A 21,889-nucleotide genomic window follows, 5' to 3' on the forward strand; every position below is an offset into this window, starting at 1 on the left:
GTGGCAGAGGCCGGGCGCTTCAACCCGTTGCCCCACCGGGACGCTCCGGCGCCGGGACGAAAGCGCCCGCGCCCTTCCCGGACGGCAGCGCGGGGGGTCGCGCCGCCGGCTGCGGCCGCCGTTCTTCCCGGCCTTTCCGCCTCGCGGAAGGGGCGGATCCTGCCAGATGGAAACGAGACCAGAATGAGCGGAGTGATCGCCTTCCAGGGCATGCCGGGCGCCTATTCGGACCTGGCCTGCCGCAGTGCCTATCCCGGCTGGACCACCCTGCCCTGCCCGAGCTTCGAGGCCGCCATGGAAGCGGTGCGCGACGGCCGCGCCGGGCTCGCCATGCTGCCCTGCGAGAACTCGCTGGCCGGCCGGGTGCCGGACATCCACCGCCTGCTGCCCGATTCCGGCCTGTTCGCGGTCGGCGAGCACTACCAGCGCGTCGAGCACTGCCTGCTGGCCAACAAGGGCGCGACGCTCGACGGGCTGAAGCGCGCGCACAGCCATCCGGTGGCGCTCGGCCAGGTGCTGAACCTGCTGAAGGACATGCGGCTGCAGCCGGTGATCGAGGCCGACACCGCCGGCGCCGCCAAGCTGCTCGCCGAGCATCCGAATCCTGAGGACTGCGCCATCGCCTCCTCGCTGGCGGCCGAGATCTACGGCCTCGAGATCCTGCGCCACAATGTCGAGGACGCGGCGCACAACACCACGCGCTTCTACGTCATGTCGCGCCAGGCGACGCGCCCGCCGGTCGACGCGGTGAACACGGTCACCACCTTCGTCTTCCGCGTCCGCAACATCCCGGCCGCGCTCTACAAGGCGCTCGGCGGCTTCGCCACCAACGGGGTGAACATGACCAAGCTGGAGAGCTACATGCTCGACGGCCATTTCACCGCGACGCAGTTCCTCTGCGACGTCGACGGCCATCCCGACCATCCGGGGCTGAAGCGGGCGCTGGAGGAGCTGGACTTCTTCTCGCGCGAGCTGAAGGTGCTCGGCACCTATCCCGCGCATCCCTACCGCCTCGGCCAGATCGCCGAAGCCGACTGAACCCAGGAAGGAGAGACGAGAATGGCTGACATCGCGATCGACATCGGCGGCGAGATCTTCCTGGCCGATTTCGAGGAGAAGGCGGCGCCGCGCACCGTCGAGCGCTTCCGCACCCTGCTGCCCTACAAGGACCGCATCATCCATGTCCGCTGGTCGGGCGAGGCCTGCTGGATCCCGATGGGCGAGCGCGACCTCGGCATCGGCTACGAGAACGCCACCTCCTACCCGGCGCCGGGCCAGGTCATCGTCCATCCGGGCGGCATGAGCGAGACCGAGATCCTGGTCGCCTACGGGCCCTGCTGCTTCGCCAGCAAGGCCGGCCAGCTGGCGGGGAACCACTTCCTGACCATCAAGGGCGACCTCGACAAGCTGGCTGAGGTCTGCCGGTCGGTGCTGTGGGATGGGAACAAGCCGATTACGTTCCAGAAGGCTTAAAGAAAGCCAGCAAGGCTGGGGGAAGGTATTCCCCCAGGCCCCCTTCTATTTTTGTCAGACAGACTTCCGCATGAAGACATGCGGGATGCCGACGTCCAGAAATTCGTCGCCCTCGGCCACATAGCCCAGCCGCTCGTAGAACGGCACGGCATGCACCTGCGCCTCCAGCACGAAGTCGCGCACCCCGGCCACCGCCGGATCGCCCTCGATCCAGCGCATCACGGCAGCCCCCGCGCCGGTGCCGCGCGCCAGGCGCCGCACCGCGACCCGGCCGATCTTGGCGACCCGGCCCTCCTCCTTCAGCACCACCCGCGCGGTGGCCACCGGCTCGCCGCCGCGCCGCGCCAGCACATGCAGCGCCGTGCCATCCAGCGCGTCGTATTCCTCGGCTTCCGGCACCTTCTGCTCGTCGATGAACACCTCGCGGCGGATGGCAAAACAAGCCTCGCGCGCCGCGTCGCTCTCCGCCCGCGCAATCTCCAAGCCACGCATCAGCCACCGCTCCAGACAGGTCAGAAAGAACGAACCTCCCGTCATTTGGCCTGCCTGGCAATCACCGCCAGCGCCGCGGCACTGATGGAGATCTGGCCCAGCGTCTGCGTCAGGTCGCGGATGAAGCCCCAGGTCTCGTAAGGGCTGGGGTCCTGCGGCACCACCACCAGCGAGCCCGGCGGCACCGGCGGCCCGCCCGCCTGCCAGGCGCCGAGGCCGGCCGCCGCCGACTGCCCGTTCGGCAGCACCACGAAGGCCCGCCCGCCATCGGCGAAGCGCTGCGTGCCGCCCGAGGCGCGCACGTAATCCGCGGCGCGCCAGCCGCTGCTGAACTGCAGGCTGCCCGGATTCAGCACGGCGCCGACCACGGTGACCTCGTTCGGCCGCTTCGGGATGGCGATCAGGTCGCCCGGCTCCAGCAGCACGTCGAGCTCCGGCCGCGCCGCCAGGATCACCGGATTGGCCTCCACCACCATCCGCCCGGCGGCGCGCGCCTCGCGCAGCGAGGCCGCCAGCTCCCGCCCCGCGGTGATGGCGCCGCCCAGGTCGCCGCCCTGGTTGCGCCCGCCCGCCATCGCCTGCCCGGCGGCGACCTGGATCAGGCTCTGCTCCAATTCGCGGGCGCTGCGGGAAAAGCCCTCCTGCTGGCGCTGGCGGACGCTCTCGCGGGTGAAGACGGCGCCGTAAGGGTAGGCCTGGGGTGACAACCCGCCGGCGCGCGCCACCAGCTCCGACAGCCGCTCGCCGCGGCGGATGTCATAGATGCCGGGGCGCAGGAACTCGCCGACCAGCGTCACCGGCCCGCTGTCGCGGTCGCCGAAACCGCGCGGCAGCCGCACCGCGTCGCGCGGCGACAGGCGGATGGCGGCGAAATTGCCGCTGCGCAGATCCAGCAGGGTGCGCGACAGCGGGATGGCGCCCGCCTGTTCCAGCGGCTCGCGCGACAGCTCGACGGCGGAGAGGTCGACCGTGTCGGTCAGCCCGCCGGCGGCGGCCAGCACCTGGTCCAGCCCGGTATCGTCGAGGATCGGATAGAGGCCGGGCAGCCGCGCCTCGCCCGAGAGCAGCACCGCCTGGTCGAGCAGGTAGGGCAGCAGCGCCGGATAGTCGACGAACAGCGCCGGGCAGGGCGGCGCGCCCAGATCGGGGAAGCCGGCGCCGCGCACATGGGCGAAGCGCACCGGCGAGGAACGCGCGGCCACCGCCAGCGCCTGCAGCGCCGGGCAGTCGGTGGCGGCCTCGCCGCGCAGGGCCCGCTGCACCGAGGGGCTGGCCAGCCAGAGGATATCCGCCTGCGCGATCAGCAGGATCTCGTCGCCGGGGCGCAGCGGCAGGTCGGCCTGGCGCTGCAGCACGCGGCCGAGATCGAAGCCGATGAAGCGTCGCACCCGGGTCTGCGGATCGACCCGCCAGATGATCGCCAGCCGCAGATAGGGGTCGGGCTTCACCAGCAGCGGATCGGCCAGCAGCCCGCGCAGGCCCCCGGCCCCCGCCGCCCGCAGCACTGGCGCCGCCACATGCCCGGCGAGCCGCACCTGGCCGGCCAGCACGTCGCTGCCCGGCTGCACCAGCAGCGCGTCGCCGCGCCGCAGCCGGCCCTGCGGCCCGATCTCCGACAGGCTGCGCCGGCCTTGCGCATCCGTCCCCTGCAGCAGGAAGCGCTGGCCGGCCGGGCGCAGCGGCTGCCCGGCCAGCCGCAGCAGGGTCGCCAGCGGCATCTGCTCCACGCCCGGCGGCATCTCGAAGATGCCGGGCCGCGTCACCTCGCCGGCGATGGCGAAGGCGGCGCCGAGCGGCGGCACGACGATCCGCTCGCCCTCGCGCAGCGCCAGGTCCGGCGTGCCGGCCTCGCTGCCGATGACGCTGTAGAGGTCGACGAGGCGGGGCCCGCGCGGCCCCTCGACGCGGATCGCGCGCAGGCTGCCGGTCTTCTTCACGCCGCCGGCCAGCGCCAGCGCGTCCAGCACCGAGGCCAGCGCCGGCAGCGGGTAGAGGCCGGGCCGCAGCACCTCGCCGGCGATGAAGACGCCGATCTGCCGCAGCTGGCCCAGGCTGACAAAGGCCTCCGAGCCGCCCAGCTCGCGCGCCACCCGCGACTCGATCTCCGCCCGGACATCGCCCAGCGGCCGGCCGGCGGCGGAGATCGGCGGCAGCTCGGGCAGCAGCAGCTGGCCGTCGCGGCGGATGCGCAGCGCGTGGTTCTGCTGGCTGCGGCCACGGATGCTGACCAGCACCTCGTCGTCGCGGCCGAGGATGTAGTCGTCCGGCACCTGCGCCATCGGCGGCTGGCCGGGCGGCGCGGCGCCGAGCTCCTTGAAGGTGTCGTAGCCGAACTGGCGCAGCACCGCGCCCTCGAGGCGGGCGGCGAAATGCGCCTCCGCCTGGGACAGCGGCTCGCCGGGCGGGGCCGGCGCGGCGGGCATCGGATAATGCGGCAGGCCGTGCCCCCCCGGCAGCCCCCCTGGCAATCCCCCGGGCAGCCCCGCCGTCGAGGCCGGCGGGATGGCGGGCGCGGCGGGCTGCAGCGGCGCCGGGGCGCGGCCATTGCCGCTGGCCTCCAGGATCCGCTGCAGGATGTCCTGCTGCACCGCGGGCGGCAGGCTGGGCAGCGGCAGCCCGCCTGGCAGGGTCAGCGGCAGCGGCGGCGTGCCCAGCATCGCCCCGCCCGGCGGGGAGGCCACGGGCGGCAGGGCCAGCGGCGGCATCGTGGCCGCCGGCGGCGGCGCCGGCTGGGCGAAGCCGGGAGCGACCTGGCCCAGCGCCAGCACCGCGGCCATCAGCAGCCGCGCCGGGCGTACGGCGGCAGGCAGGACAGGGCGGCGCGGCAGCGGCTTCGACACGGCGATCACCCGGGAAAAGGGGGACGGTTCAGAATGCTCGCGTAATCGTGATTATTGCTTTATCAAAACCTCAATGGCGATCCAAGCACGCAATCTTCAACCAGGGCGGGCCTGGCTCTGGCTGCGGACCGGAGCCCGACTCGGCCCCCTGCCGCTGGCCCGCTATGGCTGGCACCGGCTGCGCCTCGCCGCCGGCCTGCCGCAGCGCGCGCTGTCCTCGCCCGCCGCGCTGCCGGACACGCCCCTGTTTCCGGACGGCTTTTCCGGCGCCCCGCCGGCGCTTGACGCGGCTGCCAAGGCGCGGCTGCGCGCGGCGCTGGCGGCCCTGCCTGGCCCGGTCCGCCATGGCGGTTTCGACGCGGCGGCACCGGCCCTCGGCCTCGACCTCTTCGGCCCGGGCGACATCCGCCCGGTCTGGGAGGCGAATCGCCTGGCCTGGCTGCCGCTGCGGGTGCAGGCCGCCCGCCTCTGGCCGGCGGAAGGCCACCAGGCCGCCCTGGAGAGCAGCTGGCAGGCCTGGTGGGCGGCGAACCCGCCCTATTTCGGCCCGAACTGGGCCTGCGGGCAGGAGGCGGCGCTCCGCATCCTGCATCTCGGCCTGGCCCTGGTGCTGGCCGGGCGGCCGCCCTCGCCCGCCGCCCGCGCCTTCCTGCGGATCCATGCCGCGCGCATCGCCGCGACCGCGAGCTATGCCCGCGCCCAGGACAACAACCACGCCATCAGCGAGCCGGCCGGCCTGCTCGCCGCCGCCTGGTTGCTGCAGGACGCGGCCGGGGCGGCGCGGGCTGAACAGGCGCTGTCCGCGGCGATGGCGCGGCTGGTCGCCGCGGATGGCGGCTTCGCGCCGGTCTCCACCGGCTATCACCGGCTGCTGCTCGACACGCTGGGCGCGCTGGAGGCGATCCGCCGCCATCTCGGGCGCCCGGCGCTGGCCGCGCCGATCCCGGCGCGGGCGGCGGCGGCGGCGGTCTGGCTGGCGCGCGTCATGGCCCCCGGCGGCGCCCTGCCCCGCCTCGGCCACCAGGATTCCTCCGCCCTCGCCGATCTCGGCGCCCATGGCGCCGGCGATGCGCGCGGCAGCGTCGAGCGGGCGCTTCGCCTCTTCGCCGGGTTCTCGCTCACCGAGGCCGAACCGGGCTGCGCCTGGCTGGGCCTCGGCCCGGCGCCGCCGCTGCCGCGCGCGGCCAGCTGGACCGCCACCGGCAGCCGCGGTTGGGCGGTCGCCGGCGCCCGCGCCCTGCTGCGCACTGGCCCGCTGCGCTTCCGCCCCGGCCAGGCCGACCTGCTGCATTGCGAGTTCTGGGACGGCGACACGCCGCTGCTGACCGATGCCGGCACCGGCGCCTACAACCCGCCGCCCGGCGCGCGCTGGTGGCTGGACTATTTCCCGGCCCAGGCGGCGCACAACACCATCCAGTTCGACGGGCAGGAGCCGATGCCGCGGCTCGGCCGCTTCCTGTTCGGTGCTTGGCCGCGGGTCTCGGCGCTGCCGCAGGGCGCCATGGTCACCGACCGCTTCGGCCGCCGCCACCGCCGCCAGATCTGCGCCGAGGGCCGCCACTGGCTGGTCACCGACCTGGTCGAGGGAGAGTTCGCGCGCGCGGTGCTGCGCTGGCGGCTCGGCCCCGGCGACTGGGCGCTACAGGCCGATGGCGTGGCCGGGCCGGCGCGGCTGCGGATCACCGCCGATGCGCCGCTGACGCTGCGGCTGGAACGCGGCTGGGAGAGCCCGGCCTATGGCCAGGTGCGGCCCTGCCGGGTGCTCGCCGCCGAGGCCGAGGCGCCCCTGCGCTGCCTGCTCACCCGCATCCTGCTGCCGCCCCTCGCCGCGGCTCCGGAGGCGCCATGCCGCTCGACCAGCTGCTGAGGGGCGTCTGGCGGCTGCGGCAGCTGGTGGCGCTGGCCGCCCTGCTGCTGATGGCCGCCGGCACCACGCTGATCCTGGCCTGGCCGCGCGCCTATGTCGCCCAGGCGGTGGTGGCACCGGCCGAGACCACCGGCATGGCCGCCTCCAGCCTGATCTCCGCCAGCAGCCTGGCGCCGGGCTCGCTGCTGGACACCCGGCCGGGCGGCAATTTCGCGGTCTATCTGGCGGCGCTGCGCAGCCCGGAGGCCACCGCCATGCTGCTGCGCGATACCTCGCTCCTGGACGCCCTGGCGGTGGCGCGGGCCGACAGCCCGCTGGCGCCGCTGCGCGCGCTGCTGGGGATGGAGCGGCCGCCGGATGGCGACGACGCGCAGCGCTGGCTGGAGCGCAACCTCTCGGTCACCCAGTCGCTGGCCTCGGTGACCTGGACGCTGGAGATCGCGCATCCCTCGCGCGACACCGCGCTGGAGATCCTCGAGCGGCTGCACCGCTTCGCCGAGGCGCGGGTGCGCGAGGATCTGGCGCTGCTGACCCGCCGCCGCATCATCGCCCTCGAGGGCCGGCTGGCGACCGAGCGCGACCTCTACCTGCGCACCCCGCTGTTCGAGCTGCTGGCGCAGCACCAGCGTGCCGCCCTGGTGGTGGCGGCCGAATCGACCCTGGCCTCGCGCCTGGTCTCCGGCCCCAGCGTCGAGCTGCGGCCCTCGGTGCCGAACCGGCCGCTGCTGCTGCTGCTGCTCGGCCTCGCCGCGCCGATGGCCTGCCTGTTCATGGCCGCCTGCTGGGTGCTGCTGCGCGGGCCCGGGCCATGATGGGGGCCGTGACGATCCTGGCGATCCGGCCCGGCCTGGCCCGCTGGCGGCTGGACACCGCCAGCCTGGCCTCGCTGGCCGGCGCCAGCGCCGCGGCGCTGCATTTCGCCGGCGCGCTGAAATCGACGCCGGCCGGCGCCCGGCTGCCGCTCGACCTGACGCTGCTGGCCGGGATGGCCACCCTGCCGCTGCTGGCGCTGCTGCTGCTGACCCGGCGCTGGCGGCTGCACCCGCTGGTCGGCCCGCCGCTCGCCGCCAGTTCCCTGCTCTGGCTCTGGCTGGTGCTGGCCGGGGCGTGGAGCGCCAGCCATACGGTGCTGCCGCAGAAGCTGGCCGATGTGCTGCTGCTGGGGCCGCCGATGCTGCTGGCCGGCCTCGCCATCGGCGCCGATGCCGCCGCCCGCCGCGCCTTCGCCGCCGCCACCCTGGCGATCGGCCCGCTGGTCGCCGCCAGCATCGCCTGGGGCCTGGCGCAGGGCCAGGTGGTGCTGGGCGGCCCGTCGGAGGGCATGGCGCAGCCCGACCTGCTGCGCGTGCAGTACCAGCTGGCCGGCCAGGCGATCGCCTGCGCCGCCGGGCTGGGCGCGGTGCGGCTGATCGAGTCGCGGCCGCTGCGGGCGCGGCTGTTCTGGGCCGGCTATGTCCTCGCCCTGGCGGTCGCCGCCCTGCTGCCGGGCGGGCGGCTCGGGCTGATCGCGCTGGTCGCCGCGGTGCTGCTGGTCCCCGCGCTGCGCTGCTGGTCGGCCGGGCGGCCGCGTGCGGCGCTGGGCTGGCTGGCGCTCTCGGCGCTGGCCGCCCTGGCGGCGCTGCTGCTGCTGCTGCTGCGGCTGGCCGAGACCGAGGGGCTGCGCACCCTGGAACGCTTCACCGCATCCGGCCTCGAGGCCTCGGCGCGGCCGGCGCTGTGGCGCGCGGCGCTGGACTGGGCCGGGGAGACGCTGCCCTGGGGCCTCGGCACCGGCGGCTTCACCATCGCCGCCGGGCATGGCGAGCGGCGCGGCCTCTACCCGCACAACCACGCGCTGGAGGCGCTGGCCGAGGCCGGGCTGCCGGGGCTGCTGCTCTGGCTGGCCAGCTTCGGCGGCGGCGCGCTGCTGCTGCTGCTGCGCGCCCGCCACGCCGCCCCGGCGCGGGTGGCGCGGATCGCTGCCCTGGTGCTGCCGGTGGCGCTGGCGGCGCTGGTCTCGACCGATCTGGGCAACCGGATGGTCTGGTTCGCCCTCGGCCTGGCGCTGTCGCTCGGCATCGTCGCGCGGCGTGACCGCGGCCGGCGGCGGCCCGGAGCGCCGGATGGCTGAGACCCGCTATGCGCGCTGGCTGAAGCGCCCGCTGGATCTCCTCGTGGCGGCCGCCCTGCTGCTGCTGCTGTCGCCCCTGCTGCTGGCGGTGGCGCTGGCGGTCCGGCTCGCCCTGGGCCGGCCGGTGCTGTTCCGCCAGGTCCGGGCGGGGCGCTACGGGGCGCCGTTCCTGCTGCTGAAATTCCGCTCGATGGCCGAGGGGGGCGGCGATGACGCGGCGCGGCTCGGCCGCTTCGGCCGGGTGCTGCGGGCGACGGCGCTGGACGAGCTGCCGCAGCTGGCGCAGGTGCTGCGCGGCGAGATGAGCCTGATCGGACCGCGGCCGCTGCCGCTGGCCTATCTGCCGCATTTCGACCGCCGGCAGCGCTCCCGCCTGGCGGTGCGGCCGGGCCTGGCCGGCGCCGCGCAGGCCGCCGGGCGCAATGCCCTGCCCTGGCGCGAGCGGCTTGAATGCGATGCAACCTATGCCGAGCACGTCTGCCTCGCCGGCGATTTTCATGCCGCTTTAGGAACAATTCATATCCTGTTGATCGGCCAGGGAGTGCGCGCGCCGGGCCACGCCACCATGCCGCGCTTCGACGCCGCTCCCGCACAAGTGGCTGAACGGATTGAGGAAGATTTAAACACTTCCGGTTGATTTGCTGCTTGCAAACTCATCCCGAGGCTGCTTGCCTGCGGGTGCGCTCACAAAAACGTGAGTGGTCTGCGAGCAAGAGCGAGCATCGACCATGGCAGCGATCCAGAACGGGGCGGGCAGCATGGCAGGGGTGGCGGCAGGCGGGATCCTGCGCTTCCCGGAGCGGGCACGGGCCGCGCCTTCGCTCCACCCCCGGCTGCATCTCTCGCCGCCGAGCCTGGTGGGCGGCGAGCTGGCGGCGCTGAGCCGCACGCTGACCGCTGGCTGGATCGCCCCGGCCGGCCCGGTGCCCGCGGCCTTCGAGGCCGCCCTCGGCGCCGCCACCGGCTTCGCCCATGCCGCCGCCGTCGCCTCCGGCACCGCGGCGCTGCACCTGGCCTACCGGGTGCTCGGCGTCGAGCGCGGCGACGAGGTCTGGACCCAGAGCCTGACCTTCGTCGCCACCATCGCCCCCGCGGTGCAGATGGGGGCGAAGCCGCGCTTCCTCGACGTCGCGCCGGAAAGCTGGACGCTGGACCCCGAGGTCCTCGAAACCCAACTCCGGCTGGCCGCGCGGCGCGGAAAACTGCCGCGGGCGGTGGTGCCGGTGGATCTCTACGGCCAGCCGGCCGATCTCGACGCCATCCTGGCGATCTGCGGCCGCTGGGGCGTGCCGGTGCTCTGCGACAGCGCCGAGGCGCTGGGCGCGCATTACCGCGGCCGGCCGGTCGGCAAGGGCGCCGCCCTGGCCGCCTTCTCCTTCAACGGCAACAAGATCATCACCGCCGGCGGCGGCGGCGCGCTGTGCTCGGACGACCCGGCGCTGATCGCCCGCGCCCGGCACCTGGCGACCCAGGCCAAGGAGGCGGCGCCGCACTACCAGCACGAGACCACCGGCTATTCCTATGGCCTGTCCTCGGTGCTGGCCTCGGTCGGGCTGGCGCAGATCGGCGCGCTGCGCGCCCGCGTCGCCGCCCGCCGCCTGGTCTTCGCCCGCTATGCCGAGGCGCTGTCCGACCTGCCCGGGCTGACGCTGATGCCCGAGCCCGGCTGGGCCCAGGCGACGCGCTGGCTGAGCGTGCTGCAGCTCGACCCCGCCCGCTTCGGCGCGACGCCCGAGGAACTGCGGCGCGCGCTGGAGGCGGCGAATATCGAGAGCCGCCCGGTCTGGAAGCCGCTGCACATGCAGCCGGCCTTCCGCGGCGCCCGCTGCCACGGCCCCGGCCAGGCGGCGCGCCTGTTCGAGCGCGGCCTCTGCCTGCCGAGCGGCGCCATGAGCGGCGCCGACCAGGACCGCGTCATCGAGATCATCCGCGCCGCCGCCAGGGGGTAAGGTCCATGCGCATCCTCTACCTGCACCAGCATTATTCCGGCCCCCAGGGCGCGACGGCCACCCGCAGCCACGCCATGGCCAGCGCGCTGCAGCGCCAGGGGCATCACGTCACCATGCTTTGCGGCCGCTATGCCGGCGCGGTGACCGGGCTGATCGGCGGCTACAGCCGCGGCCGGCGCGAGGGCCTGCTGCGCGGCATCCGGCTGGTCGAGCTCGACATCCCCTATGACAACGCCATGGGCCTGGCGGCGCGGACGGCGGCCTTCGCCCGCTATGCCGCGCAGGCCTCCCGGCTGGTGCTGGCGCAGCACTGGGACCTGGTGATCGCCAGCTCCACCCCGCTGACGGTCGCCATCCCGGCGCTGCTGGCGCAGCGGCTGCGCGGCACGCCCTTCCTCTTCGAGATCCGCGACCCCTGGCCGGAGTTGCCGGCGGCACTCGGCGGGCTGCCGCGCCCGGTGCTGGCGGCGATGGGCCGGCTGGCCGATGCCGCCTGCCGCCAGGCCAGCGCCGTCGTCGCGCTGTCCGAGGGGATGGCGCAGACCGCGCTGGCCCGTGGCGCCGAGCCGGGCCGCGTGCATGTCGTCCCCAATGGCTGCGACCTCGAGCTGTTCGGCCCGCATGTCACGCCCTGGCGCCCGGCCGGGGCGGCGCCCTGGGAGGCGCTGGCGGTCTATGCCGGGGCGCATGGCCGGGCCAATGGCCTCGACCAGCTGCTCGACGCGGCCGCCCTGCTGCAGGCCCGCGGCGAGCACCGGCTGCGCCTGCTGCTGGTCGGCGACGGCGCCGAGAAGCCGCGCCTGGTGGCGCGCGCCGGCGAGAGGGGGCTGGCCAATGTCAGCTTCCTCGACCCGATGCCGAAGCGGCAGCTCGCCGCCCTGCTGGCCGGCTGCCAGATCGGCGTGCAGTGCCTGGCCGCGGTGCCGGAATTCGCCGAATGGACCGCGCCGAACAAGCTGATGGACTACCTGGCAGCCGGGCTGCCGGTGGTCTCGACCCTCCACGGCCGGGCAGGACGACTGCTCGCCGAGGGCCCCTGCGGCATCGTCCCCCCCCGGGCGATGCCGCGGCGGTGGCCGGGGCTCTGGCCGACGCGCTGGCCTGGCTGGCCAGCCATCCGACGCAGCGCGCCGCCATGGGCCGCGCCGCCCGCGACCAGGCGGTGCGCTGCTGGGACCGCCGGCTGCAGGCGGCCCGCTTCACCGAGATCGTGCGGCTGGCCGCCGCGCGCCCCGCCCCCGCAACCGCCCTGGTGCCGGCATGACCCCGCCCGACGGCTACCGTTCCGAACGGCCGCTTCCCGGCCTGCCGCCGCTGGCGCCGCCGCCCGGCCTGCTGCGGCGGGAGGAGGAGCGCCCCGGCCGCGGCCCGCATCCGCTGCCCGAGCTGCACCTGGTCGCCGCCACCCGGCCCAACCTGCCAAAGCTGGCGGCCCTCTGGCACGCCCTGGCGGCGCACCAGGCCAGCGGCCGCCCGGCCTTCTGCCGCCCGGTGCTGCTGCACACCGGCCAGCATGCCGACCACGCCATGTTCGGCCGGCACCTGGCCGAGCTGAACCTGCCGGCGCCGCAGATCGCGCTGGGCGTCGCCGGCGGCGACGGCCATGCCGGCACCACCGCCCGCACCCTCCTGGCCTGCGCCGAGACCTGGACCCGGCGCCGCCCTGGCCTGGTGGTGGTGGCGGGCGACGTCGATGCGACGCTGGCCGCGGCGCTGGCCGCCCGCAAGCTGGGCATCCCCGTCGCGCATCTGGAGGCCGGGCTGCGCTGCGGCGACCGCGACATGCCGGAGGAGATCAACCGCCGCGCGGTGGACGCCATCAGCGACCTGCTCTGGGCGCCGGACCAGGCGACGGCCGACCGGCTGCTGCGCCAGGGCCACCCCGCCCGCGCGGTGCGCGCCGTCGGCAACGCCATGATCGACACGCTGCTCGACCGGCTGCCCGCCGCCCGCGCCCGGCCGCTGCCGGAGGGGCTGCTGCCGCGCGCCTATGGCATCGTCACCCTGCACCGCGCCGCCAATGTCGACGATCCGGCGGCCCTCGCCCCGATCCTGGCGGCGCTGCAGCGCGCCGCCGCGCGGATCCCGCTGGTCTGGCCGCTGCATCCGCGCACCGCGGCGCGGCTGCAGGCGGCCGGGCTGCGCGTGCCGCCCGGCATCCGGCTGCTGCCGCCGCTGGGCTATCTCGATTTCCTCGGGCTGATGAGCCGCGCCCGGCTGGTCGCCACCGACAGCGGCGGGGTGCAGGAGGAGGCCAGCCTGCTCGACCTGCCCTGCCTGACGCTGCGCCCCTCGACCGAGCGGCCGGTGACGCTGGACTGCGGCAGCAACCGGCTGATCCCGCCCGCCAGCCTGCCGGATTCGCTGACCGGGGCGGTGGAGGAAATCCTGGCCGGCGCCTGGCCGCCGTCGCGGCCGATCCCGCTCTGGGACGGCCGCGCCGGGCCGCGCATGGTCGCCCACCTGGCCGAGTTTTTGTCCGGGGCCGCGCTCGATGGCGCGGCCAGCCGCAAAGCCCGGCGCCAGCGGAGCGCGGCGTGATGCCCGCCCGGCCGCCCGCGGACCCGATCGCCTTCCCGCCGCGGCCGCGGCAGCCGGCGATGCTGGCGCCGCCGCCGCTGGTCTGCCTGCTCTCGGCCGCGCATCCGCCGACCGACCTGCGGGTGGTCGGCAAGGAGGGCGCAGCACTCGCCGCCGCCGGCTGGCGCGTCCTGCATCTCTGCCCCGGCAGCGCCGCGCCCGAGCAGCATGCCGGCGTCACCATCCGCCCCTATCGCCGCGCCGCCGGCTGGCGCGGCCGGCTGCTCGGCATCGGCGCCCTGGCGCGGCGGGCGCGGGAGACCGGCGCCGCCGTGCTGCACGCCAACGAGCCGGATGCCTGGCTGGCGGCGCTCTGGGCGGCGCGTGGCGGCCGGGCGCGGGTGGTGCTGGACGTGCACGAGCATTACCCGTCGCGGCTCGACGGCCGGCTGCCGGCGCCGCTGCGGCCGCTGGCCCGCCTCGCCCTGCGGCTGGCCTGCCGCGCCATGGCCCGGCGCGCCGATGCGGTGGTGCTGGCCAAGGACGGGCTGGCCGCCGACTATGCCGGCGCGCCGCGCTGCGTGCCCGTGCGCAACTATGCCGCCGGCCTCGCCGTGGCGCCGCGCCGGCACGCGGAAGGGCCGCTGACCCTGCTGCATCTGGGCGCGCTGGGGCGGGAGCGCGGCGCCTTCACCATGCTGCAGGCCCTCGCCCTCTGCCCGCCGGGGACGCGGCTGAAGCTGGTCGGCCGCTTCACCGACGGGTCGGAAGCCGCCTTCCGCGCCGAGGTGGAAAAGCTCGGCCTGGGCGATCGGATAGAAATCCGTGGCTGGCTGCCGCATGCGCTGGCGCTGGACGAGGCGGCGACCGCCGATATCGGGCTGGTGCTGTTCCAGCCGGGGATCGAGAACCACCGCCTGGCGCTGCCGCACAAGCTGTTCGACTGCATGCTGGCCGGGCTGCCGGTGATCGCCCCCGCCTTCGCCGCCGAGGTCGCCGGCATCGTCAACGGCGCCGGCAACGGGCTGCTGGTCGACAGCGCCGACCCGGCCGCCATCGCCGGCGCGGTGGCCGAGCTGGCCTCGCCGGCGCGGCGCAGCCTGATGGCGACTCGCGGGCGGGAGGCGGCGCAGGGCCGCTTCGGCTGGGCCGCCGAGGCGGCGCGGCTGGTCGATCTCTACCGCGAGCTGGCGCCGATCCGGTGAGCGGGCGCGCGCTGCATGGCAGGGGCTTGATGGCGCCGCATGGCGGCAAAGCTTCACCCTCGCCTGCTGCGCGCCTATACGCGGCCTTCATGGCCCTCACCCGCATCCTGTTGAACATCGGCCTGGACGCGCTGCTCGCCGCCCTGGCCCTGCCGCTCGCCGTCTGGCTGGCCGCCCCCGGCGCCTGGCCGCCGCCGCTCTGGTGGGCCGCCGCCCTGCCCGGGGCGGTCGCCGCCCTGCTGCTGGCCGGGCTGCCGGTGCGGCTGCCGCAGCAATACTGGCGCTTCGCCGCGCTGCGCGACCTGATGGGGGTGCTGGGCGCCGGCATCGGGGCCGCGCTGCTGTTCGGCCTCGGCCTGCTGGTCTTCGGCGCCTGGATGCCGCCCAATGCCGCCTTCCCGCTGATCCATGCCGGGACGCTGGCCGCCGCCCTGCTGGCGCCGCGCATCATCGGCCGGCTGAAACAGGCGCACCGGGTCGGCTCGGCCAGCGAGGCGCCGGCCCAGCCGGTGCTGCTGGTCGGCACCGGCGATGCCGCCGACCTGTTCATCCGCGCGCTGCTGCAGCAGCGGGCGCCGGGCTACCGCGTCACCGGCATCCTGGCCCGCCGGCCGCGCGCCGCCGGCCGCCGCATCCATGGCTATCCGATCCTGGGCGGCTTCGAGGAGGCCGGCGAGGTGCTCGACCGGCTGCGCGAGGAGCGCCGGCTGCCGGCCGCGCTCGTCCTCGCGGACCCGGACCTGCAGGGTCCGGAACTGGAAGAAATGCTCGACATCGCCGAGCGGCACGGGGTGCTGGTCAAGCGCGCGCCGCGGCTGACCGCGCTGGACCCGGCGCCGCGCAGCCAGGCGACGCGCCGCTTCGACCTGCGCCCGGTCGCCATCGAGGAGCTGCTGGACCGCCCGCAGGTGCCGCTGGACCGCGAGGGCATGGCCCGCCTGGTGCAGGGCCGCCGCGTGCTGGTGACCGGCGCCGGCGGCACCATCGGCGGCGAGCTGGCCCGCCAGGTGGCGGCGCTGGGCCCGTCCCATCTGACGCTGCTCGACCATGGCGAATTCGCGCTCTACGGCATCGACCTGGAGCTGGCGGAGACGCATCCCGGCGTGCCGCGCCGCGCCGTGCTGGCCGATGTGCGCGATGCCGCCCGCATCGCCCGGCTGATGCAGGAGGTCCGGCCCGAGCTGGTCTTCCACGCCGCCGCGCTGAAGCATGTGCCGATGGTCGAGAACGACCCGCTGGAAGGGCTGCAGACCAATGCGCTGGGCACCCGCATCATTGCGGACGCCGCCCGCGCCGTCGGCTGCCGCGCCATGGTCTTCATCAGCACCGACAAGGCGGTGAACCCGACCAGCGTGATGGGCGCGTCGAAGCGGCTGGCCGAGATGTACTGCCAGGCCTTGGACAAGCAGGCGCGGCATGGTGCTGACGGCGGCCAGGGGGGGGGCATGCGCTGCGTCACCGTGCGCTTCGGCAACGTCCTGGGCTCGACCGGCTCGGTGGTGCCGCTGTTCCGCCGCCAGCTGGAGCGCGGCGGGCCGCTGACCGTGACCCATCCCGACATGCGCCGCTACTTCATGACGGTGCGCGAGGCGGTGGGGCTCGTCCTGCAGGCCAGCGTGATCGGCGCCGAGGACCGGCAGGACCAGCCGCCGGAGCTGGCCGATGGCGGCATCTTCGTGCTCGACATGGGCAAGCCGGTGAAGATCGTCGACATGGCCCGCCGCATGATCCGCCTGGCGGGGCTGCGGCCGGACGAGGATATCGAGATCCGCTTCACCGGTCTGCGCCCCGGCGAGAAGCTGTTCGAGGAACTGTTCCACGGGCAGGAGCCGCCGCGGCCGACGCAGTTCGCGGGGCTGCTGGTGGCGACGCCGCGGACCACCGATGCCGACCAGGTCGGCCAGGCGATCGACGCCATCGCCGCCGAGGCCCGGGCCGGGGCCGCCGCCCCGGCGCTGGCGCAGCTCGCCCGGCTGGTGCCGGAATTCGACCACAACCCAGGGGGATAGCGCATGCCACAGGCCCTGACCGGCACCGGGGAAAGCCTTCCCTGGATCGCCGCCGCCGGCTTTCCCGAGGCGCTGGAGGCGCCGGGGATTGCCGTGGATGTCAGGGCCTGGATGCTGGCGCGGCTCGCCCGGCGCGAGGCGCGGATCGGGGTGATCGGCCTGGGCTATGCCGGCCTGCCGCTGGCGCTGCGCTTCGCCGAGGCCGGCTTTCCCGTCACCGGCTTCGACATCGACCCGCAGAAGATCGCCGCGGTCGAGGCCGGGCTGAGCCCGATCCACGGCATCGACCATGCCCGGGTGGCGGGCGCGAAGATCACCCCGCACCAGCACCTGTCCGCCGGCGCCGCCGCATGCGACGTGCTGGTGATCTGCGTCCCCACCCCGATCGGGCCGCACAAGGAGCCCGATCTGGGCCCGGTGCAGGAGACGGTGGCGGCGCTGGCCCCGCATCTGCGGCGCGGCCAGGTGGTGGCCCTGGAAAGCACCACCTATCCCGGCACCACCGAGGATTTTCTGCTGCCGGCCCTGCTGGCGGCCGGGCTGCAGCCGGGGCGCGACGCTTTCCTGCTCTACAGCCCGGAGCGCGAGGACCCCGGCAACCCGGAGGGCACCGTCGGCCGCATCCCCAAGCTGCTGGCGGGCGCGACGCCGGCATGCCTGGAAGTCGGCATGGCGCTGTATGGCCCGGTCGCGGGCGGGGTGGTGCCGCTGTCCTCGCTGCGCGCGGCGGAGCTGGCCAAGCTGTATGAAAACGTCTTCCGGGCGGTGAATATCGGCCTGGTCAACGAGCTGAAGCGGATCAGCCACGCCCTCGGCCTCGACGTGCAGGAGGTGATCGACGCCGCCGCCACCAAGCCCTTCGGCTTCATGCCCTTCCGCCCGGGCCCCGGCCTCGGCGGCCACTGCATCCCGGTCGATCCCTATTACCTGGCCTGGAAGGCGCGCGAGCTCGGCGTGCCCAGCGATTTCGTCGAGCTCGCGGGCCGGGTGAACGACGCCATGCCGGCCTATGTGGTCGGGCGGCTGCGCGACGCGCTGGATGCGCGGGGGAAGGCGCTGCGGGGCTCGCGCATCCTGCTGATCGGCCTGGCCTACAAGCCCGGCGTGCCGGACACCCGCGAAAGCCCCGCCCTGGAAATTTTCTCCCTGCTGGAGGAGCGGGGCGCGGAGATTTCCTACCATGACCCGCTGGTGGCGCAGTTCCCGGCGACGCGGCGGCTGGGGCGGGCGCCGGGGCTGGCCAGCGTCGCGCTGACGCCGGCGCTGCTGGCGGCGCAGGATGCCGTGCTCATCGTCACGCCGCAGCCGGGCATCGATTTCGCGGCCCTGCGCCGGCATGCGCGGCTGATCGTCGACACGCGGGGCGTGTACCGGGACGCGGCCGTCACCCCCACCTTGCCCCCCACGTTGCCCTTTGAAACGCGCGGTGATTTCCCTCTGCAGGGTGAACGGGCCTATCACGCCGTCATCCAGGCCTGAGCGCCGGTCCGCGGGCCGGCCGGGCCGGCCCGACGCACGGAGCTGATCCTGATGACCGCCGAGACCACCACGCGCCCGATTGGCCTGTTCGACATGAAGGCGCAGCAGGCCCTGATCCGTCCGGAGATCGACCGCCGCATCGCCGCCATCCTGGACAGCGGCGCCTTCATCAACGGCCCCGACGTGCGCGAGGTGGAGCAGAAGCTGGCCGAGTTCGCCGGCGTCGCGCATGCGGTCGGCGTCTCCTCCGGCACCGACGCGCTGCAGATCGCCATGATGGCCGAGGGCATCGGTGCCGGCGACGCGGTGTTCCTGCCGGCCTTCACCTATACCGCGACGGCCGAGGTGCCGCTGGTGCTCGGCGCCACCCCGGTCTTCGTCGATGTCGAGGAGGACGGCTTCAACATCGACCTGGCCGATCTCGAGAACCGCATCGCCCTGGTGAAGGCCGAGGGCCGGCTGCGCCCGCGCGCGGTGGTCGGCGTCGACCTGTTCGGCCGCCCGGCCGACTGGCCGAGGCTGCAGGAGATCTGCCGGCGCGAGGGCATGTTCGCCCTCGACGACGCGGCGCAGGCCTTCGGCGGCGCGCTGCATGGCAAGCGACTGGGCAACTGGGCCGATGCGACGGCGCTGAGCTTCTATCCGACCAAGACGCTGGGCTGCTACGGCGATGGCGGCGCCATCCTGACCAACGACCCGGCGCGGGCCGAGCTGTACCGGATGCTGCGCACGCATGGCGAGGGCAAGACCCGCTACGAGGTCGAGCGCACCGGCATGAACGGCCGGCTCGACAGCATCCAGGCCGCGATCCTGCTGTGCAAGCTGCCGCTGCTGGAGCAGGAGCTGAAGGACCGCGCCCGGGTCGCCGCGCATTACAACCGCCGCCTGGCCGGCCATGTCGTGGTGCCGACCGAGATGGAGGGCGCGCAGTCGGCCTGGGGCCTGTATTCGGTGCTGCTGCCGGATGCCGCGACCCGTTCGAAGGTGCAGGCGGCGATGCAGGCGCAGGGCGTGCCCAGCGCGATCTACTATCCGAAGCCGCTGCACCACCAGCCGGCCTATGCGGCCGCGCATCGGGACGGCCTGCGCCAGGGCCCGCCGCTGCCGGTCAGCGAGCAGGTCAGCCAGCGCATTCTTGCCTTGCCGATGCACCCCTATCTGGACGAGGCGCAGCTGGATCGCGTCTGCGACGCGCTGATCGCCGGCCTCTGACGGCGGGGTCCGGGGGGATCCTATCCCCCCGGCGGGGGTATGGGGGCGGCGCCCCCATGCTTGATTTCTATCGTCCAGGTGAAGTCGCGTCTGGCGTTGGGCGCGATGTGCAGCAGCCCCGGCTTGTCGGCGAACTCGCCGTCCCAGCCTCTGGGGCTGCTCATCCCTGACCAGGGCTCGATGCAGAGGAAGCCGGCGCCTTCCGGCTTCGACCAGAGGCCGAGGTCGGTATAGCCCTCCCATTCCATCAGCAGCGCGGTGCCGTCGGGCGCCGCGTAGCGGAGCGCGCGGCTGGCGATGCCGGGCAGGATCAGGGCGTCGCGCGCGAACAGGTCTTCTTTCAATGCGAGCTCGCGGCCGCTGACCGGGTTGGGCTCGGGGTCGCCGAGCAGGCCAGCCTCCAGCCGCAGCGAGGGCCCGGTTTCCGCCTGGGCGAAGGTCAGCCGGTGGGCGTCCTTGGGCGCGCCCTCGACCAGCGGCCAGCGGAAGGCGGGATGCGCGCCGAAGCTGCAGGGCAGCGGCGCCTTCCCGGTATTGGCGATCTGGCTGCGCACCGCGAGGCGGCCACCCTCGATGCGGTATTCGACCTCCAGCTGGAAGGCGAAGGGGTAGAGGGCGCGGCTCTCGGCATCGTCGACCAGGCGCAGGCGGCAGCGGTCGGCCGCGCGCGCGACCCAGGCGAAGCGGCGGTCGCGGGCGAAGCCGTGCTGGGTCATGCGGTAGCTCCTGCCGCCATGCCGCAGGGTGTCGTTGGCCAGGCGGCCAACGATCGGGAAGAGCAGCGGCGCATGGCGGCGCCAGGCGGGGCCGGCCTGCCAGAGATATTCGGCGCCGGCCCGGTCGCGCAGGCTGACGAGCTCGGCGCCGGCGGCCTGGATGGTGGCGGCCAGCGGGCCGGCCGTGATGCGGTGGCGATCAGCCTGGGGGGCGGTCATGCGGGGAGAGGCCATGGGGGCGACATTGGTTGCCAATTCTCCTTGCCGGGACCGGACTGTCACGCTCAAGAATGCCGGTAACGGGACGTTCATCAATAACTGAGACATGTGAGACGTGCCGGTCCGGGGAAAGCTGCCGATGCCAGACAGTGAATGCGCCCGGCCGCGCCCGCCGGAGCAGGTCCTCCCGGCGCTGGAGACGATCCACCCTCCCGCGCCGCCGCGCTACCGCGAGATCTTCCACGCCGCGATGGAGACGACGCGGATGCCGATGGTGGTGACCGATGCGCGGGCGTCGGACCAGCCGATCATCTATGCCAACAACGCCTTCCTGCGGATGACCGGCTATGCGGCGGAGGAGGTGCTGGGGCGGAACTGCCGCTTCCTGCAGGGCGCCGAGACCGACCGGGCGACCCTGGCCGCGCTGCGTCGCGCCATCGCCGAGGAGCGCGAGATCGCCCTGGAGGTGCTGAACTACCGCAAGAACGGCTCGAGCTTCTGGAACGCGCTGTTCGTCTCCCCGGTCTATGACGAGCAGGGGGAGCTGGCCTATTTCTTCGGCTCGCAGCTCGATGTCAGCCGCCGGCGGGATGCCGAGGAGGCGCTGCGGCAGAGCCAGAAGATGGAAGCGCTGGGCCAGCTCACCAGCGGCATCGCGCATGACTTCAACAACCTGCTGCAGGTGATGCAGGGCTATCTGGAGCTGATCGCGGTCGGGCTGGACAAGCCGGAACCGGACGCAGCGCGGCTGCGGCGCGCGCTGGAGCCTGTGCGCGGCGCCGCCCACCGCGCCGGGCAGCTGACGCAGCAATTGCTGGCCTTCACGCGCCGGCAGCCGCTGGAGGGCCGGCCGCTCAGCCTGAACAGCCTGGTCGAGGGGATGCGCGAGCTGGCCGGGCGGACGCTGGGGGAGGCGGTGGCGCTGCGGCTGCGGCCGGCGCCGGGGCTCTGGACCTGCCGGCTGGACCCGACCCAGGCGGAGATGGCGCTGCTGAACCTGCTGATCAATGCGCGCGACGCCATGGTGCCGGGCCGCGGCGCCGAGATCGGCATCGCCACCGCCAATCTGCAGCTCGATGCCGCCACGGCCGCCGGATTCGACGCCGAGCTGAAGCCCGGGCCCCATGTGCTGCTCGAGGTCTCCGACAATGGCTGCGGCATGGCGCCGGCGGTGCTGGCGCGCGTGCTCGACCCCTTCTTCACCACCAAGGAGGTGGGCAGGGGCACCGGGCTCGGCCTCTCCATGGTGCATGGCTTCGTCCGGCAGTCGGGTGGCGGCCTGCGGCTGCGCTCGGTCGAGGGGGAGGGCACGGTGCTGCAGCTGGTCTTCCCGGCCCTGGCGGAGGCGGCGCGGCCGGTCGCCCCGCGCAGCCTGCCGGCTGCCGGGATGCCGGGCCAAGAGACCATCCTGCTGGTCGAGGACCGCGCCGACGTGGCGGAGCTGGCGCAGGAGATCCTGGAGGATCTGGGCTATCGCGTGCTGCGGGCCGCCGAGGCGGAGGCGGCGCTGGCGGTGCTGGACGGGGCGCAGGGCATCGACCTGCTGTTCTCCGACCTGGTCATGCCGGGGCCGATGAACGGGGTGATGCTGGCGCGGGAGGCACGGCGGCGGCGGCCGCGGCTGAAGGTGCTGCTGACCACCGGCTATGCCGGGGCCGCCACCGCCGGGGGCCAGGATGGCCGCCCGCTGGAATTCGCGATGATCGGCAAGCCCTATGGCCGCCTCGAGCTCAGCCGCCAGCTGCGGCTGGTCCTGGACGGCCCCGTCGGCCTTCCCTGACGGCCGGGGGGCCCGGAA

Annotated in this window: 17 protein-coding genes and 1 pseudogene; 15 read left to right on the plus strand and 3 right to left on the minus strand. The window is 74.6% G+C overall.

Going from position 1 to position 21,889, the window contains the following annotated elements; genetic code table 11:
- Positions 1–183: 183 nt before the first annotated feature.
- Both WFI16_RS13480 and WFI16_RS13485 read left to right on the plus strand, forming a co-directional pair.
- A complete protein-coding gene (locus WFI16_RS13480; protein WP_419898330.1) occupies positions 184–1,038 on the plus strand; it encodes a prephenate dehydratase in 855 nt (284 codons plus the stop codon).
- A gap of 21 nt (positions 1,039–1,059) precedes the next feature.
- On the plus strand, positions 1,060–1,473 hold the full coding sequence (locus tag WFI16_RS13485; RefSeq protein ID WP_419898331.1) for a DUF3830 family protein: 414 nt from the start codon (positions 1,060–1,062) through the stop codon (positions 1,471–1,473).
- 54 nt (positions 1,474–1,527) lie between these two features.
- Here the strand turns inward: WFI16_RS13485 and WFI16_RS13490 are convergent, their stop codons facing one another.
- Together WFI16_RS13490 and WFI16_RS13495 are read right to left on the minus strand one after the other, a co-directional pair.
- Positions 1,528–1,965 (minus strand): GNAT family N-acetyltransferase, encoded by a 438-nt coding sequence (locus WFI16_RS13490; protein ID WP_419898332.1) that lies wholly within the window; start codon positions 1,963–1,965, stop codon positions 1,528–1,530.
- A gap of 41 nt (positions 1,966–2,006) precedes the next feature.
- The gene (locus WFI16_RS13495) at positions 2,007–4,805 is read right to left on the minus strand and encodes an SLBB domain-containing protein (protein WP_419898333.1); all 2,799 of its coding nucleotides are present in this window, start codon (positions 4,803–4,805) and stop codon (positions 2,007–2,009) included.
- Between the two features lie 73 nt (positions 4,806–4,878).
- On the opposite strand from WFI16_RS13495, the gene WFI16_RS13500 reads away from it, so the two are divergent.
- The 12 genes and pseudogenes from WFI16_RS13500 (at position 4,879) to WFI16_RS13555 (ending at position 19,156) form a co-directional block, all read left to right on the plus strand.
- The gene (locus tag WFI16_RS13500; RefSeq protein WP_419898334.1) at positions 4,879–6,672 is read left to right on the plus strand and encodes a heparinase II/III-family protein; all 1,794 of its coding nucleotides are present in this window, start codon (positions 4,879–4,881) and stop codon (positions 6,670–6,672) included.
- Complete coding sequence (locus WFI16_RS13505) at positions 6,651–7,484, plus strand: hypothetical protein (RefSeq protein ID WP_419898335.1); 834 nt, start codon at positions 6,651–6,653, stop codon at positions 7,482–7,484. The genes WFI16_RS13500 and WFI16_RS13505 overlap by 22 nt, the downstream gene beginning before the upstream one ends.
- An 8-nt stretch (positions 7,485–7,492) precedes the next feature.
- Entirely contained in the window at positions 7,493–8,782 is a 1,290-nt protein-coding gene (locus WFI16_RS13510) for an O-antigen ligase family protein (protein WP_419898336.1), read from the plus strand.
- Complete coding sequence (locus WFI16_RS13515; RefSeq protein WP_419898337.1) at positions 8,775–9,419, plus strand: sugar transferase; 645 nt, start codon at positions 8,775–8,777, stop codon at positions 9,417–9,419. The genes WFI16_RS13510 and WFI16_RS13515 overlap by 8 nt, the downstream gene beginning before the upstream one ends.
- Positions 9,420–9,510: 91 nt before the next feature.
- Complete coding sequence (locus WFI16_RS13520) at positions 9,511–10,731, plus strand: DegT/DnrJ/EryC1/StrS family aminotransferase (RefSeq protein ID WP_419898338.1); 1,221 nt, start codon at positions 9,511–9,513, stop codon at positions 10,729–10,731.
- A gap of 113 nt (positions 10,732–10,844) precedes the next feature.
- A pseudogene (locus WFI16_RS13525) lies at positions 10,845–11,723 on the plus strand (glycosyltransferase family 4 protein); the annotation flags it as partial.
- 80 nt (positions 11,724–11,803) lie between these two features.
- Entirely contained in the window at positions 11,804–11,995 is a 192-nt protein-coding gene (locus WFI16_RS13530) for a hypothetical protein (protein ID WP_419898339.1), read from the plus strand.
- Entirely contained in the window at positions 11,992–13,272 is a 1,281-nt protein-coding gene (gene wecB, locus WFI16_RS13535; RefSeq protein WP_419898340.1) for a non-hydrolyzing UDP-N-acetylglucosamine 2-epimerase, read from the plus strand. Before WFI16_RS13530 ends, wecB begins: the two co-directional genes overlap by 4 nt.
- A complete protein-coding gene (locus WFI16_RS13540) occupies positions 13,272–14,456 on the plus strand; it encodes a glycosyltransferase (RefSeq protein ID WP_419898602.1) in 1,185 nt (394 codons plus the stop codon). Before wecB ends, WFI16_RS13540 begins: the two co-directional genes overlap by 1 nt.
- Before the next feature lie 89 nt (positions 14,457–14,545).
- Complete coding sequence (locus WFI16_RS13545) at positions 14,546–16,465, plus strand: polysaccharide biosynthesis protein (protein ID WP_419898341.1); 1,920 nt, start codon at positions 14,546–14,548, stop codon at positions 16,463–16,465.
- Positions 16,466–16,468: 3 nt separating this feature from the next.
- Complete coding sequence (locus WFI16_RS13550) at positions 16,469–17,944, plus strand: nucleotide sugar dehydrogenase (protein WP_419898342.1); 1,476 nt, start codon at positions 16,469–16,471, stop codon at positions 17,942–17,944.
- Positions 17,945–17,995: 51 nt separating this feature from the next.
- A complete protein-coding gene (locus WFI16_RS13555; RefSeq protein ID WP_419898343.1) occupies positions 17,996–19,156 on the plus strand; it encodes a DegT/DnrJ/EryC1/StrS family aminotransferase in 1,161 nt (386 codons plus the stop codon).
- Positions 19,157–19,176: 20 nt separating this feature from the next.
- On the opposite strand, the gene WFI16_RS13560 is transcribed toward WFI16_RS13555, so the two are convergent.
- Positions 19,177–20,091, minus strand: coding sequence for an aldose 1-epimerase family protein (locus tag WFI16_RS13560; RefSeq protein WP_419898344.1), 915 nt, complete (start codon positions 20,089–20,091; stop codon positions 19,177–19,179).
- Positions 20,092–20,230: 139 nt separating this feature from the next.
- Between WFI16_RS13560 and WFI16_RS13565 the strand changes: the two genes are divergently transcribed.
- A complete protein-coding gene (locus WFI16_RS13565; RefSeq protein ID WP_419898345.1) occupies positions 20,231–21,871 on the plus strand; it encodes a histidine kinase famiy protein in 1,641 nt (546 codons plus the stop codon).
- Positions 21,872–21,889 lie beyond the last annotated feature (18 nt).

It is taken from the genome of Roseomonas sp. USHLN139 (assembly GCF_037145735.1).
Taxonomy (GTDB): Bacteria; Pseudomonadota; Alphaproteobacteria; order Acetobacterales; family Acetobacteraceae; genus Pseudoroseomonas.